The sequence below is a fragment of the Quyinboa mangrovi genome (assembly GCF_042219825.1).
Classification (GTDB): Bacteria; Bacteroidota; Bacteroidia; order Bacteroidales; family UBA5342; genus JBHJHP01.
Window position 1 is genome coordinate 1 of sequence record NZ_JBHJHQ010000008.1, and the last position, 15040, is coordinate 15040.

Here is a 15040-nt window from a genome sequence, read left to right on the forward strand (position 1 = left end):
AGGCTGCCTCTTTTGTCCTGACAGTTCCTTTCCCATCGGAAAGAAACTGCCACGACACCATACCGCGGGAACGTTGTGTAATTTCATAAAATACAATTCAAGTTAAAAGGACTTGATAATTATACCAAATATTGGTACTTTTGTAAAAATTGACAGTTATGAATAAAAATACATCTATAACACTCGGACAGCATTTTGATTCTTTCGTTCAAAGCAGTATTTCGAGAGGAAGATATAAAAATGTTAGCGAAGTTGTCAGAGCTGGCTTACGTTTACTTGAAGAAGAAGAAAGTAAAGTAATCGCTTTAAAAAATGCAATCCAGGAAGGATTATATAGCCCACGAATTGAAGACTTCGACTTTGACAGTCATTTAGAAAAATTAAAAGCTGAAAGTAAGAAAAATGGCTAAAGTAATTTTTAGAGAAAAAGCCATTAATGATTTATCCGATATTTGGAATTACACTACATTTAGATGGTCTGAAAATCAAGCTGACAAATACTATGACGCAATAAAATCAGCTTGTAAGGAAATTGGAACAAATCCTAATCTTGGGAAAAAATATATTGAAATAAGTCGTGAATTATTAGGTTATAAATCTGGAAGACATGTTATTTTTTATCACGCAATCTCAGACAATGAAATTGAAGTTATAAGAATTTTACATGAGCAAATGGACCTGAAAAATAGACTAAAAGAATAAAAACTACACCTAACACGCTGTCATACTTCATGGCAGTTATATTTAAATAAAATACTTAAACGTCCGCGTTCTGCTGCATTCGTCTGACAGTACACAGCGGGAACGTTGGCAACCATTTAAATGAAACAGTGCAATTTTAAAATAACGTTAAATATAATTTTGATTATAGTTTTCTGATTAATATGAAATTCTATAGATTACTATACTTATTCGTCTTTCTGGGATTTTTAAGCTGTACTTCCAAAAAGAATAATGAACCTACTAATGATTATGGAAACTTAAAGATTAGAGGTTGGAACATTTTGTCAAGTGAAATTGAAAAAGGAAAAGTAGCCCTCAATTCTGCTGAATACTATAACATCAATCATTTACAACTTTCTCACGAATTGATAATGGATTTAAAAGATGTGAGAAAAAAGAAAAAACTAAAGGCAACTTGTAAATTGATTAAAAAAGCACATCGATCAGGTATTCAAAGTGTATTGGTATGGGATCATGCCATATATAATCTTGATTACTATCCAGATAAATTTAAAAACAAAGAAGGCTTAATCAATTTAGACGATCCTGAGTTTTGGAAATGGTTTAAAAATGATTACAGGTCAATGCTGGATTGTATACCTGATTTGAACGGTATAGTTCTTACGTTTATAGAGACAGGTGCTCGCATTGAAAATCAATATTCTACAAAATGGACAACAGATTCAGAAAAGCTGGCAAATTTAGTAGACTCAATTGCAAGCGTTGTAATTGACGAACGGAACATGCAACTCTATATTAGAACATTTATGTATTACAAAGAAGAATTGAATGCTTTGATAGATTGTGTCAATTTGATTAGAAATCCAAAGGTTAAAATTATGACCAAAGAAGTCCCTCATGATTTTTTCCTTACCCATCCTGTTTCTACATTTATAAAAAAATTTGATAAGGAAGTGATAATTGAATTTGATTTGGGTCATGAATATAACGGACAAGGAGTAATTGCCAGTATCTTACCTGAGGTAACAATTAATAGATGGAAATACTATGCAAAACAAAAAAATGTAATTGGATATATTGCTCGTACTGACAGATACGATAAATCCCAAAACATTGGCAGGCCAACTGAAATAAACATTTATGCGCTTAAACGAATTTCTGAAGATACTTCACTCTCAGCAGAGGTAATAACAGAAGAATTTATAACTCAAAAATATGGAGAAAAACTAGTCCCATATTTAAAAGATGTCTTCCTTGAGACAGATGATATAATAACCTCTATATTTTATACTTTAGGCCTGCATACAAATTCTCATAGCAGGCTCGATTTTGATTACCAAAGCAATTATTCCAGGCATTGTAGTGGGAAATGGTTAGACAATCCAACTGTTAAAGTTGAGCATAATGTGAATAAAAAATTTCACTACTGGAAAGATATAATTGAGCATTTATCTCCTGCAAGATATAAATCAAAAGAGATAAGCCCTGGAATACAATCTATTCTATTTAGAGAAGCACCTTGGGTAATTGATAGCAATTGGGTTAGTCCTAGCGAAAAGATGAATAAAGAATATCTTAATTATATTATTCGTGAAAAGGAATTTGGAGTGGAAAAAGCCAAATGGGCTGTGAACAAAATATTAAGTGCAAAACCATATTTTACCTCTAAAAGTGATTATAAAGAACTGATTTCTTTATATGAAAGAACATTATTAACAGCAAAATTATATTATTATTCGTCTAAAGCTTATTTTGGTTTTAGATGCTATCTTAATGAAGGTGAGTGTAAAGAGCTGAATTTAATAATTAAGGATGGATTATCGGGTATAAAATCGACATGTGAAGAAATGAATAAGTATCCAAATAAAGGGCATCATGGACAATTTTACTGGATTAAGGACATTGATAGAGCGAATAAATTGTATAAAAATATTACAGAGGGTTGGGGTACTTATGATAATAAGAAATTTGATTTATAAAAAAAAACGGGTGGCAACACGCGGTCATAGTGCATGCGGTTCTTTTAAACAAAACATATCAACGTTCGCAGTTGTCACTTTCGTCCTGACAGTTCCTTTCCCGTCGGAAAGAAACTGCCACGACAGCATACCGCGGGAACGTTGTGCCGCATACTACCCCATCCTTTATTAAGTTAAAATTTAAAATATACAAATATGAAATTTATTATTACTCTGATTCTTAGTTGTTCTTTAACGATTTCATATGCTCAAAAATTAAAGCATAAAGAATATTATGATAACGGAAATCTTAAAGTGGAATATTCCGGGAAAAAAGAAAAACCTGACGGAATTGTAAAGATTTATTATCCGACTGGAGAACTCCAAGGAGAATTAATGTTTAAAAAAGGTAAACAGTCTGGAATATCAAGAATCTATTACCAATCTGGTAAAATTCAGAAAGAAATGATATTTAAAGATGGCTATCAAGTTGACACTATGAGAATATATTATGAGAGTGGTCAATTACATGAATTGAGTATTCTCAAAAATGGTAAAAAAAATGGTTCTTATAAAAGCTACTTTGAAAATGGACAACTTGAAATTGAAGGATACACCAAAGACAATTTGATTCATGGATACTGTATTTATTATAAAGAAAATGGAGATATATGGAAAAAAGGTGAATACGATATGGGAACTCCGGTAGGCAATTGGATTGAATATGACGAAAATGGTGTTACTTCAAAAAAATACCCAAAACCCGCTGAATAAAGTACGACGGCACAACACGCAGTCATACTGCATGGCAGTTATTTTAAATAAAAACAATTTAACGTTCGCGGGCAGCTGCTTTTACCATGACAGCCTGGCGCGGGAACGTTTGCCAAGATGAGAAAACAATAGCAAACTATTATCACCAATGAAAAATAAAAAAGTATTACTATTTCTTTCACAAGGATTTGAAGAATATGAAGCCGGAGTATTCACCGACGTTATTGGTTGGAGCAGGGAGTTAGGAATTGAACCTGTTGATATGATAACTACAGGACTTAGACCAGAGATTAAATGCAAATGGAACTTAATAGTCCGCCCTGAGATTGAATTTGACAAAATAAATATCGAAGATTATGATGCACTGGCAATTCCAGGAGGTTTTAAAAATTCCGGATATTATGAAGATGTCTTCGATGAGCGGTTTCAGCATATGATACGTGAGTTTGATAATGACAAAAAAATAATTGCCGCGGTTTGTGCCGCAGCGGTACCAGTGGCAAAATCAGGTGTTTTAAAGAATAGAAACGCTACCACATACGATTTATCGGACATATATGGACGAGAATACCTTGCAGATTTAGGCGTAAATGTGCAAAACAAACATATCGTGATTGATAAAAATATTATAACATCGACCGGCCCCGCAACAGGTTTAGATGTTTCGTTTAAATTGTTGGAAATGTTGACATCAACCAAAAATGTAGATGAAGTAAAAAAATATATGAGATTTACGAATAAATGAAAATTGCCAGACTCAAACATGGGGTATAGTGCATACCGACAAACAGTTAAATTATTAGCTTATAAATTCCTTGAAATCATATACTATGAAAACAAAAACTTTTTTATTACTCCTCACCTTATCTTTTTCACTGCATTGTTTCGGAACGGAACCTACTTCATTAGTTCAAAAGGATGTTTTACTATATTACAGCACAAACTATTCCCTGATGCAGGATTCCGTTATAAATACCGATAATGAATTATTGCTTCGAAATGCAGGTCTTGAGCTGATCAAAGCAGAAAGAAAGTTATACCTGGGCGTATCATTTATGGCATTGGGAGGAGTAATTTACCGAATAGGACAAGGAGATAAAAAAATGAATGTACTGGGGATAGGTCTTGGTGCATTTGGGGCGCTATTTTCTCTTGAATATGTATACCACGTTGGTAATGCCGGAAGAATTTTAAATGGGATAGGGACAAAAGCCGGCAGTGGCTTACGTATAAAAAGCGATGAAAACGGGATTGGCCTTGCATTTAGGTTTTAACGGGACACTAGTGAATACATTTATCTTTTAAAGATTATCCAGATTGCTTTTCAGGAAGATATTTCCAGAACCTTTTAGGCAAAAACTGCATATGGAGTCTGGGATTAAGCCTTTCCCTGATGCATATAGCATCGAAATAGGTTTTCCAGAGTGTCTGAAACAGTTTCTCGTCTTCAGCCATAATGTGTTCATCAATCTTTCCGGAAACAGGATTCACTGCACTTTCACTAAACGTAATTTCCTGCGTTTCTTTCATATCATAGTAAAATCCGTAATTACGTCCTGTATCGTAAATTACCCATTTCTGATCGGTAAACCGGTTTTCAAAATGGCTGATAGTTAACGGTAATACATTGTACTTCGGATCAAAAGAAGCATAATATATATCGTCAACTGTCTTCTGGAACCGGACAAACATTAAGATCCGCTCAGCTTCGCGGCCCACCATTTTATTTACCTTGTAAATTTTCAGCACAGACTCATCCCTAAAATCAGATTCAGTATTTGATGGCGATGCAAATGCTCTTTTTATGTAATTTAATAGTACCTGTTCAATATCAGTTTGCTCTGACAGAAAAACCCTGAATAACATCTCACAACTTACACCGGATATTTTTTTATGCAAGCCTGTCCAAACTCTTTTGGCTTTTTCCCTGTCGCTGATAACTTCGTAATCCGGAATAAAAATCTGCATCTGCTCCGGTTTTTTCCCAATAATTACTTCAGGAAATATTTTGAGATCGAAACAGTCGAACACAAGGGTAAGAAACCCTTCAAAAGTACCATCGTAAGTCCATATATTCATAAGTTCATCCTCATCAAGTCAGATTATCGGTAAACAGCTTCAGCTGTCCTGCAAATTTGTCCTTCTTCTTGTTCGGTTCATTTTTAAGAAACAACTGCTTCATATTTTCTGGCTTAATCTCGTTAATAGTAGGTGAACCAAGCTCATTACAGCTTATAAAATACTGTGCCCGCTTCATTACCACACCCATTTTTTTAAGCTGACCCGAATGAATTCTGCCATACCTTCTTGAAGCAATAATAAGTTTAGCAGATTTTACGCCAATTCCCGGCACTCTCAGAATCATTTCATAAGGCGCCCTGTTGATGTCTATCGGATATATTTCAGGATGCCTGATAGCATAACTCAGTTTTGGATCAATATCCAGATCCAGATCGGGATGATTGTCATTTACAATCTCATCCACCTGAAATGCATAAAACCGGATCAGCCAATCGGACTGATACAAACGATTTTCCCGCACCATATACGATTTACCTGCTGCCGGTAACCTACTGTCATTTGTGTTCACCGGAACATAACCCGAATAATATACACGCTTCAATTTTTGCTCGGTGTAAAGTACCGAAGCCAGATTAAGGATCTGTTTATCGTTATCGGGCGTGGCTCCAACTATCATTTGCGTACTCTGACCGGCCGGCACAAATTTTGGGGTAGAACGGAATTTTCGTATTTCATCCTTATTCGCAAGAATGCCCTGATGAATGGATTTCATCGGCGTAAAAATGCTGGAATAATCCTTTTCCGGCGCGAGTAATTTCAGATTTGTTTCTGTGGGAATTTCAATATTTACGCTGAGCCGATCCGCATAAAGGCCTGCTACCCGAATAAGCTCAGGACTTGCTCCCGGAATACTTTTCAGATGTATATACCCGTTAAAGCGGTGAACGTTACGTAACTCCTTAGCCACCCTCACCATTAACGACATGGTATGATCCGGACTTTTTACAACTCCGGAACTTAAAAAGAGACCTTCAATATAGTTTCTTCGGTAAAATGAAATGGTAAGTTCTGTAAGTTCCTCCACAGAAAGAGATGTTCTCTCCACATCATTGCTTCTGCGGTTTATACAGTAGGCACAGTCGTACATACAGTAATTGGTCATCATTATTTTAAGCAACGAGATACAGCGTCCGTCCTCTGCAAAACTGTGACAAATTCCCCACGGAGAAGCATTCCCAATACCGTTGGCTGTATTTCTCCTGTTGCTTCCGCTTGACGCACAGGACACATCGTATTTGGCTGCGCCGGAAAGAACTTCCAGCTTTCTTAATACATCATCCTTCATTATTGAACTTGTTTGGGATCTTTCGGATCAGACTGCTTGAATCCTAACCGGATTTTACCTAAATTTGTTATCAAATTTACTAATTATTTTAGTATACTAATAATATTAGCAATATTTTATGGACCATTTTTTAGGATCAAACATTAAACATTTACGCAAGATCAGGAATCTGACACAGGATCAGTTTGCAGACAAAATGGCTGTTAAGCGCTCCCTTATAGGATCTTATGAAGAAGGCAGAGCTGTGCCCAAACTGGCTGTTTTAAGGTCTATAGCGCTATATTTCGATGTAAGCATAGACAATCTTGTAAACAGGGACTTAAGTCTGGAAGAAAATACAGATAACCTTGCTCATACTCCTGACATTGGAGGAAAAGGTTTGCGGGTTCTGACCACTATTGTTGACCGCGACAACAAGGAACAAATCACACTTGTACCGGTCAAAGCATCTGCAGGATATACAAGAGGTTACACCGACCCGGATTTCATTGAAACACTGCCAAAATTTAACCTTCCGTTACCCGAGCTCCAAAACGAAAGAACTTACAGGGCTTTCCAAATAAAAGGCGACAGCATGGAACCCATTCCATCCGGTGCATATATTATTTGCGAATATTTGCAGAACTGGAAAGAAATAAAGGATGGACGTACGTATATACTGCTCACATACGACGACGGCATCGTTTATAAAAGGGTATACATGCAGGATAACTCAACACTGCTCCTAAAGTCCGACAATCCGGAATATGATCCCTACACCATGCCGTTGAACACGGTTATGGAGGTTTGGAAAGCGCTCGGCTATATCTGTTTTTCTCTGCCGGAACCAGATGATACGAGCCTGAGGAAACTCACCTCAATGGTGTATAAAATGCAGGATGAACTGGAAAAACTAAAAAAGAAAGAGTAACGAATTACCTCGCTTCGCTCCGTGATCCCGTTTGGGGAGAGATGCTCATAAAACTGTTTTGTTTACAACAAAAAATGTATTATTTTATCTGACTAATTTCATGTCATTACATATTACTTTTTTGCCATGTCTAAAAATATATCAAAACAAGCGGGTTCCATTTCAAGAAGAAACTTTGTAACAGCAACCGGAACTTTGGCTGCCGGAATAATGCTGGCACACCCTGCATCCAACTTGTTTGCAAGAGGCGGTGTTCAGAACTTAAAGAAAAAAGTTGCCCTTGTCGGAACAGGTATCAGAGGTATTAAAACGTGGGGTAAGTTCTTAACGGGAAATTACAGCGATGTGGTAGAATATGTCGGATTATGCGATATAAACCCGGGAAGAGTTGAATATGCAAAAAATTTTCTGGGATTAGACTGTAAAACCTTTACCAGTTTCGACGACATGATCTCTTCTGCTAATATTGATCTGCTGATTGTGACCACAGTTGATGCAACTCACGATGAATTTATTATTAAAGGATTAAATAAGGGGATAAATGTTGTCACCGAAAAACCGATGACTACAGACGAGAAAAAATGCCAGGCTATAATCGAAGCCGATAAAAACAGCAGTGCAAAACTGATCATGGGATTTAACTATCGTTATGGTCATCTTTTTACAAAACTAAAAGAATTGCTCTTGGAAGATCATATAGGGAAATTAACTTCTGTTGATTTTAACTGGTACCTGAATACGTATCACGGTGCTTCATATTTTAGGCGCTGGCACGGAGAACGCGATAAAAGCGGGACTCTATTGCTGCATAAATCATCGCATCATTTCGATCTGCTAAACTGGTGGATTGGCTCGGATCCTGTTGAAGTGCATGCCTTTGGAGGTCTGGAGAAATATGGAAAAAACAACGCCTTTCGGGGAAAACGTTGTATGACATGTGATCATCAGGATTCCTGTCAGTTTTTTTGGGATATGAGAGAAGATAAAAATCTAATGAAACTTTACTATGAAAATGAAAAATATGACAACTATATAAGAGATAACTGCCTTTGGAGAAATGAAATTGACATTTTTGATAAAATGGCTGTCCAAATTAAATACGCCAATAATGTACAGGTAAGCTATTCTCTTTCAGCCTATTCTCCATACGAAGGATTCAGAATTGCTTTTAACGGGTTGAACGGCAGGCTGGAAACCTGGGAAGGAATTCCATCTATGGAAAGTATTCAGGAAGATCAGTCACAGTTGCACGAAAAAGAAATGAGCCAGAATTCTCATACAATGGCCGGGTTAAAATTCCATGAAATAATCATGCAGAAAAACTTTAAAGATTATAAGCGTATAGAATTCCCATACATAAGAAGTGGGCATTGGGGAGGCGATAAGCTTATGTTTGATGCAATATACAGGAACCAGATTATTGATCCCGACCTTCATCATGCCGCAAATGTGCGCGATGGATCAATGGCTGTTTTAATTGGAATAGCAGCCCGTAAAAGTATCGATGAAGACCGGGCCATTAAAATTGCCGATTTAACAAGTCTGGTTCCCCGCGAAAATAAATGGATATAAGCATCCCCTAACTAATTGATTCCAATGGAAACTAATAGGAGAAATTTTATAAAAACAGCTTCAGCTGCTGGTTTGATCCTACCGTTTACCTCCTGCTCTGATTTGGGAGCAAAAACCGGCGAATTCGAAGAAGAAAAGCTTACAGAAATATGCAATAAACCTGTGCTGAATGTAACCTCGTTGAATCAACCCGTTATTATAGAATCAATGGAGTTACTTAGATTAAACGATACGTATTTCGTGCGTACAAGATCCAAAGATGGCGCAGAAGGGATTTCTGTAACAAATAAAAAAATTGATGTGTTGTACCCTATTCTTCTTAAATTAATCATCCCATTTTTCATCGGAAAAGATGCCCGCCAAATTGAAACTCTGCTTGACGAATTATACGTATCCAACAGCAATTACAAAATGCAGGGACTGGCGTTATGGTGTTGCGTTGCCTGGGCAGAAGGCAGTATTATAGACCTGTTGGGAAAAACCGCCGGGAAACATATCAGTTACTTCTTCGGAAACAGGGTAAGGGAAGCCGTACCCATATATGTTGCGAGTGGCAACAGAGGTACAACACCTGTGGAAGAGATCGATATATTACAGCAAAAAATCGCAGAAACCGGTGCAAAAGCAGTAAAATTCAAAGTTGGCGGAAGAATGAGTCGTAACAAAGATTCAATGCCCGGACGCTCTGAAAACCTGATCGAACTATCCAGAAAGATTCTTGGAGATGATATCACCATTCAAGCCGACGCAAACGGTTCCTATGGTGTAAAAAAAGCCATTGAAATTGGCAGAAGGCTTGAAGCGATTAATGCCTATTTATTTGAAGAACCTTGCAGATTTGATAATACCGATGAAACAAAACAAGTGGCAGATGCATTAAAAATACCCATTTCAGGAGGTGAACAGGAATCCAGTGAATACCGCTTTCGCAAAATGATTGCAGATAATGTTCTGCAAATTGTTCAACCCGACTTACATTATTACGGTGGTTTTATTCGTACTACCAGGGTTGCACGAATGGCAGAGGCAACAGGCAAGCCCATAACAATCCATATTTCGAACCGGAATGCAGGTTACGCCGAAATGGTCAACTTTAGTAGCTTCACGCCAAATATTGGTCGTTTTCAGGAATTAAAAACCGGAATGGAAGCTACGGCAGATTTATTTGAACCAGTCATTCAGGTTAAAAACGGATTGCTTAATGTTCCTACAGCTCCTGGTTTAGGAATGGCTCACGCCGAATATGCATTAAAAAAAGCAGTACCGATTAAAAGCTGATAACCTGAACGAGCTGCATACAAAATTTGTATTTCCCAATTAAATCCTCTGCGTTTAATATTTTAAACCCGCTGATTTTCAATGTCGGGACTAAGGAATTACCTCGCTTCGTTCGGTGATCCCGTTTGGGGGAAGATGATCAAAAAGCCGTAAGCACTACGTGCTTTGCTTTTTTTTGTTATACCTGCTCGCTGAAACAAGTTTCGCTCAGAAGGAATTACCTCGCTTTGCTCGGTGATCCCGTTTGGGGGAAGATGATCAAAAAGCCGTAAGCACTACGTGCTTTGCTTTTTTTGTTATACTTGCTCGCTGAAATGAATTTCGATCAGAAGGAATTACCTCGCTTCGTTCGGTGATCCCGTTTGGGGGAAGATGATCAAAAAGCCGTAAGCACTACGTGCTTTGCCTTTTTTGTTATACTTGCTCGCTGAAATGAATTTCGATCAGAAGGAATTACCTCGCTTCGTTCGGTGATCCCGTTTGGGGGAAGATGATCAAAAAGCCGTAAGCACTACGTGCTTTGCCTTTTTTTGTTATACTTGCTCGCTGAAACAAGTTTCGCTCGCAGTATAACAAAAAAAGCCCTTCACATCTGTGAAAGGCTTTTTGTCGAGGTGGAGGGATTCGAACCCCCGACCCCCTGCTCCCAAAGCAGGTACACTAACCGGACTGTGCTACACCTCGAAAATTTTAGCTCTTATCGTTACAAAAGCGGATGCAAAACTATAACTTTTTTTTATTTCTACAAACAGAATTACACGATAGTAATGAATAAAATCACATCTTACTGTTTAAGAGATAAATAGAAATGCCAGATTACAATTCCCGCCGTAATAGAGACATTTAAGGAATGTTTGGTTCCAAACTGAGGAATCTCAAGACAACCATCTGATGAATTCACAACTTTCTGCTGCACTCCTTTTACTTCATTTCCCAGAATCACTGCGTATTTTTCACTTCCTGAAGGCTCAAATTCATCAAGGCTTATGCTGCCCTCTGCCTGCTCAACAGAATACACCGTATATGCTTTATTTTTTACATAGTTCACTGCATCGAGCGTATCTTCAAAGTATGACCACTCTACAGCATCTTCTGCACCCAAAGCCGTTTTATGAATCTCTGTATGCGGAGGAGTTGCTGTAATGCCACATAACACAATCTCTCTGATCCTGAAGGCATCAGATGTACGAAATACGGAGCCTACATTATTGAGGCTCCGTACATTATCTAAAATAATAATAAGTTCTGCTTTTTCGGCTTCCTGAAATTCTTTAACCGATATGCGGTTCAGTTCATCAATTTTCAGTTTTCGCATATGCTAAGTTTTTGCAAAGATGAACGTTTTGAACCTAAAATAAAAACTATTCTACTTCCCAAACACTGCCTGCACGGGCAAGCTCTTCAAATTTTGAGATCTTTGAAACAGCCTGAACATCTTTTATCTGCTGCACAAGATTATCGTCGTAAGTAGATGCTTTAACTGCACGTATAACACCCAGAGCAACAGGATATTCAGGATATTCCATATTAGCCAGTACGCCATGCAATATTGAATCACGCTCATAGGCATCATGTACCAGAATATCATCCAAGGTCACCCCGTCTTTACCAATCTCAACCACTTTCAACTTCATGCTACAGTCAAGCATAAGCCCCTTTTCGTTGTTTTGACCAAACAACATGGGCTTTCCATGCTCCAGCAATATTGTACGGTCCGCCCTGTGTGCTTTATCGGTTATAGCGGCATGCGTATCGTCATTAAATATCACACAATTCTGGAGCACTTCCACAACCGATGTCCCTTTATGTTCTTGCGCTGCAACCAACACATCATGAGACAATTTCAGGTCGGTATCGATTGAACGGGCAAAGAATCTGCCGCGTGCTCCCAATGCCAGTTCTCCCGGACGGAATGGATATTCGATGGTTCCGAACGGAGAAGTTTTTGAGATAAAACCTTTTTTGGAAGTCGGCGAATACTGTCCTTTAGTTAACCCATAAATCTGATTATTGAAAAGAATAATATTGATATCGACATTTCTCCTTACTGCGTGTATAAAGTGATTTCCCCCGATAGCCAAGGCATCACCGTCCCCGGAAATCTGCCATACTGTTAAATCAGGATTTGCAATTTTAACACCTGATGCAATTGCTGCAGCACGTCCGTGAATGGTATGAAAGCCGTAGGTATTCATATAATATGGCAAACGACTTGAACAACCAATACCAGAGATAACAGCGACATTGTCCGGATCAATACCGATGGTAGCCATTGCCTTATGTAGCGTATTAAGGATTGCATGGTCACCACATCCCGGACACCATCTTACATTCTGATCACTTTTATAATCCTTAGGGGTGAATGTTTCTTTAATCTCCATAATAGCTATTATAAATATTTTTTAATTTCATTTTTTATATCCTCAACGGCCAACGGTAAACCTTCAATTCTGTTGAACTGATGATAAACCGGACCCGGTATAGTCATGCGCAGATAATCCACGAATTGTCCCTTGTTAATTTCGCAAACCACAATTTTCTTGTATTTCTTCATGATGTCCACCGTGTTCTTTGGCAAAGGCATAATATAATTAAAGTGCGTATATGCCACTTTTATGCCCTCTTCATGCAATTCTTCAAAAGCGGTGGTCAGATGACCATAGGTTCCTCCCCATCCTACCATCAGAATATCAGATTCCACATCACCAAGAACCTTCTGCTCTGGTATAAATTCGGCAACCTTCTGTACCTTTTCCTGTCTGATGTCAACCATTTTCTGATGGTTAGCAGGATTATGCGAAATAGCACCTGTTATAAAATCTTTTTCCAGACCTCCAACACGATGACTGAATCCCGGTGTTCCCGGAGCTGCCCAGTAGCGGTTCAGCCTTTCCGGATCACGCTGCATTACCTTCCACGACTCACGCATTTCGGGTGTAACAACCGGAACTTTAATATCTGGAAGTTCTTCCATTGATGGAATACGCCATGGCTGTGAACCGTTAGCAAGAAATCCGTCTGTCATTAAAATAACCGGTGTCATATGCTCCAGAGACAGTTTTGCAGCCATAAAGGCATAATGAAAACAATCTGATGGTGTGCTGGCCGCAATCACAATGGCAGGGCTTTCACCGTTTCTGCCATACAATGCCTGACGAAGATCGGACTGCTCTGTTTTGGTGGGCAATCCGGTTGATGGCCCTCCACGCTGAACATCTACAACCACTAGAGGTAATTCGGCCATTACAGCCAGACCAATTGCCTCGCTTTTGAGTGCGAGACCAGGACCCGAAGTTGTTGTTACAGCCAGATCTCCGGCAAAACTTGCCCCTATAGAAGTCGATATTCCCGCAATTTCATCTTCAGCCTGAAATACTTTCACGCCAAGATCTTTTCTACCCGAGAGTTCCTGCAGAATTTCCGTTGCAGGCGTAATGGGATAACTTCCCAAAAACAATTCTTTTCCACTCTTTTCTGATGCAGCGAGAAAACCCCAGGCCACGGCCTGATTTCCGTTAATATTGCGATATGTTCCTTTTTCCTTTTTCCCGGTTCCAACCATGTAGGATGGTGTCATTGCCTGGATATTTTCTCCATAGTTAAATCCATCCTGCAAAACCTTAATATTTGCCTCAGCAATCTCAGGTTTTTTCTTAAACTTACGGTGGAGCTTTTTCTCGATATATTTTAACGGCTGATTGAATAGCCAGGATACCAAACCAAGGGCATACATGTTTTTACTGCGTAGTACGGTCTTGTTATCAAATCCAAACTCTTTTAAACTGTTGGCAGTCATTGTGGTAATCGGAGCTTTTACAATATTAAAATCGCCCAGATGATCCTCCACAATGGGATCCATGGTTTTATAACCGGCTTTCTCCAGATTCTTCTCCGTGAATGCATCCACATCGAGAATAATGGTTCCTCCCGGTTTTAAATATGCTTTATTGGCTTTAAGAGCAGCCGGATTCATTGCAATCAGTACATTAGCAACATCACCCGGTGTATGAACAATTTTTTTTCCAAGATGTACCTGAAATCCACTCACACCACCAATCGTTCCCCTTGGTGCACGTATGTCAGCCGGATAATCAGGGAAAGTTGATATATCATTTCCCAATTCTGCTGATGATTCGGAAAACAGCGTTCCGGTCAATTGCATTCCATCACCGGAATCACCAGAAAACCGAACAACAACGTCCTCTAACTCAATTGGTTTTACGCTTTTAGGCATTACTCAATATAATTTTACAGATTATAACATGTTACTTTTCTCAAAAAAACGATGCAATTAAATGAAAATTCTGCATTTAAAATATTAATTAAGGAATACTTTACAACATATTTTGTTTTTTATATATATTCTTAATTAGGAAGTTACGAATATTAACAACATCCAACGTTTGCAAATATCTTTTGAAATAGTATTTTTATATTACCAATGACTGTAGAAAAAACACATCATAGCTTCAGCCGCAGACTATGGAAAAAATTTTT

General features: G+C 38.2%; 14 protein-coding genes and 1 tRNA gene. 9 read left to right on the top strand and 6 right to left on the bottom strand.

From position 1 onward, the window contains the following. Positions 1 to 158 precede the first annotated feature (158 nt). The 6 genes from ACE1ET_RS16485 (at position 159) to ACE1ET_RS16510 (ending at position 4690) form a co-directional block, all read left to right on the top strand. Positions 159 to 410 (top strand): type II toxin-antitoxin system ParD family antitoxin, encoded by a 252-nt coding sequence (locus ACE1ET_RS16485; protein ID WP_375729523.1) that lies wholly within the window; start codon positions 159 to 161, stop codon positions 408 to 410. Continuing rightward, complete coding sequence (locus ACE1ET_RS16490; RefSeq protein WP_375729524.1) at positions 403 to 702, top strand: type II toxin-antitoxin system RelE/ParE family toxin; 300 nt, start codon at positions 403 to 405, stop codon at positions 700 to 702. The genes ACE1ET_RS16485 and ACE1ET_RS16490 overlap by 8 nt, the downstream gene beginning before the upstream one ends. Before the next feature lie 182 nt (positions 703 to 884). Further along, complete coding sequence (locus ACE1ET_RS16495) at positions 885 to 2663, top strand: hypothetical protein (protein WP_375729525.1); 1779 nt, start codon at positions 885 to 887, stop codon at positions 2661 to 2663. Between the two features lie 195 nt (positions 2664 to 2858). Then, complete coding sequence (locus ACE1ET_RS16500) at positions 2859 to 3416, top strand: toxin-antitoxin system YwqK family antitoxin (protein ID WP_375729526.1); 558 nt, start codon at positions 2859 to 2861, stop codon at positions 3414 to 3416. Between the two features lie 148 nt (positions 3417 to 3564). Next, positions 3565 to 4161, top strand: coding sequence for a DJ-1/PfpI family protein (locus ACE1ET_RS16505; protein ID WP_375729527.1), 597 nt, complete (start codon positions 3565 to 3567; stop codon positions 4159 to 4161). An 85-nt stretch (positions 4162 to 4246) separates the two neighbouring features. Beyond that, positions 4247 to 4690: a hypothetical protein gene (locus tag ACE1ET_RS16510; RefSeq protein WP_375729528.1), complete on the top strand. Its 444-nt coding sequence runs from the start codon at positions 4247 to 4249 to the stop codon at positions 4688 to 4690. A 34-nt stretch (positions 4691 to 4724) separates the two neighbouring features. Here the strand turns inward: ACE1ET_RS16510 and ACE1ET_RS16515 are convergent, their stop codons facing one another. Beyond that, entirely contained in the window at positions 4725 to 5495 is a 771-nt protein-coding gene (locus ACE1ET_RS16515; RefSeq protein WP_375729529.1) for a TIGR03915 family putative DNA repair protein, read from the bottom strand. A 13-nt stretch (positions 5496 to 5508) separates the two neighbouring features. Further along, positions 5509 to 6783, bottom strand: coding sequence for a putative DNA modification/repair radical SAM protein (locus ACE1ET_RS16520; protein ID WP_375729530.1), 1275 nt, complete (start codon positions 6781 to 6783; stop codon positions 5509 to 5511). Between the two features lie 118 nt (positions 6784 to 6901). Here ACE1ET_RS16520 and ACE1ET_RS16525 point away from each other — a divergent pair, with 118 nt between their 5' ends. The 3 genes from ACE1ET_RS16525 (at position 6902) to ACE1ET_RS16535 (ending at position 10543) form a co-directional block, all read left to right on the top strand. After that, positions 6902 to 7693 (top strand): S24 family peptidase, encoded by a 792-nt coding sequence (locus ACE1ET_RS16525; protein ID WP_375729531.1) that lies wholly within the window; start codon positions 6902 to 6904, stop codon positions 7691 to 7693. 126 nt (positions 7694 to 7819) lie between these two features. Then, a complete protein-coding gene (locus ACE1ET_RS16530; RefSeq protein WP_375729532.1) occupies positions 7820 to 9265 on the top strand; it encodes a Gfo/Idh/MocA family oxidoreductase in 1446 nt (481 codons plus the stop codon). Between the two features lie 24 nt (positions 9266 to 9289). Continuing rightward, the gene (locus ACE1ET_RS16535) at positions 9290 to 10543 is read left to right on the top strand and encodes a mandelate racemase/muconate lactonizing enzyme family protein (RefSeq protein WP_375729533.1); all 1254 of its coding nucleotides are present in this window, start codon (positions 9290 to 9292) and stop codon (positions 10541 to 10543) included. A gap of 609 nt (positions 10544 to 11152) precedes the next feature. On the opposite strand, the gene ACE1ET_RS16540 is transcribed toward ACE1ET_RS16535, so the two are convergent. From ACE1ET_RS16540 to ACE1ET_RS16555, 4 genes are all read right to left on the bottom strand, one after another. Continuing rightward, positions 11153 to 11227, bottom strand: a tRNA-Pro gene (locus ACE1ET_RS16540). A gap of 100 nt (positions 11228 to 11327) precedes the next feature. Further along, the gene (locus ACE1ET_RS16545) at positions 11328 to 11858 is read right to left on the bottom strand and encodes an RNA methyltransferase (protein WP_375729534.1); all 531 of its coding nucleotides are present in this window, start codon (positions 11856 to 11858) and stop codon (positions 11328 to 11330) included. Between the two features lie 46 nt (positions 11859 to 11904). Next, a complete protein-coding gene (locus tag ACE1ET_RS16550; RefSeq protein WP_375729535.1) occupies positions 11905 to 12924 on the bottom strand; it encodes a 2-oxoacid:ferredoxin oxidoreductase subunit beta in 1020 nt (339 codons plus the stop codon). A gap of 8 nt (positions 12925 to 12932) precedes the next feature. Continuing rightward, positions 12933 to 14777, bottom strand: coding sequence for a 2-oxoacid:acceptor oxidoreductase subunit alpha (locus ACE1ET_RS16555; protein WP_375729536.1), 1845 nt, complete (start codon positions 14775 to 14777; stop codon positions 12933 to 12935). Positions 14778 to 15040: the final 263 nt, after the last annotated feature.

Bases quoted from the DNA above. Each gene is read 5' to 3' on its own strand.
- ACE1ET_RS16555 (WP_375729536.1), bottom strand. From the start codon at position 14,777: ATGCCTAAAAGCGTAAAACCAATTGAGTTAGAGGACGTTGTTGTTCGG.
- ACE1ET_RS16510 (WP_375729528.1), top strand. From the start codon at position 4,247: ATGAAAACAAAAACTTTTTTATTACTCCTCACCTTATCTTTTTCACTG.
- ACE1ET_RS16485 (WP_375729523.1), top strand. From the start codon at position 159: ATGAATAAAAATACATCTATAACACTCGGACAGCATTTTGATTCTTTC.
- ACE1ET_RS16550 (WP_375729535.1), bottom strand. From the start codon at position 12,924: ATGGAGATTAAAGAAACATTCACCCCTAAGGATTATAAAAGTGATCAG.
- ACE1ET_RS16490 (WP_375729524.1), top strand. From the start codon at position 403: ATGGCTAAAGTAATTTTTAGAGAAAAAGCCATTAATGATTTATCCGAT.
- ACE1ET_RS16535 (WP_375729533.1), top strand. From the start codon at position 9,290: ATGGAAACTAATAGGAGAAATTTTATAAAAACAGCTTCAGCTGCTGGT.
- ACE1ET_RS16545 (WP_375729534.1), bottom strand. From the start codon at position 11,858: ATGCGAAAACTGAAAATTGATGAACTGAACCGCATATCGGTTAAAGAA.
- ACE1ET_RS16505 (WP_375729527.1), top strand. From the start codon at position 3,565: ATGAAAAATAAAAAAGTATTACTATTTCTTTCACAAGGATTTGAAGAA.
- ACE1ET_RS16530 (WP_375729532.1), top strand. From the start codon at position 7,820: ATGTCTAAAAATATATCAAAACAAGCGGGTTCCATTTCAAGAAGAAAC.
- ACE1ET_RS16500 (WP_375729526.1), top strand. From the start codon at position 2,859: ATGAAATTTATTATTACTCTGATTCTTAGTTGTTCTTTAACGATTTCA.
- ACE1ET_RS16515 (WP_375729529.1), bottom strand. From the start codon at position 5,495: ATGAATATATGGACTTACGATGGTACTTTTGAAGGGTTTCTTACCCTT.
- ACE1ET_RS16495 (WP_375729525.1), top strand. From the start codon at position 885: ATGAAATTCTATAGATTACTATACTTATTCGTCTTTCTGGGATTTTTA.
- ACE1ET_RS16525 (WP_375729531.1), top strand. From the start codon at position 6,902: ATGGACCATTTTTTAGGATCAAACATTAAACATTTACGCAAGATCAGG.
- ACE1ET_RS16520 (WP_375729530.1), bottom strand. From the start codon at position 6,783: ATGAAGGATGATGTATTAAGAAAGCTGGAAGTTCTTTCCGGCGCAGCC.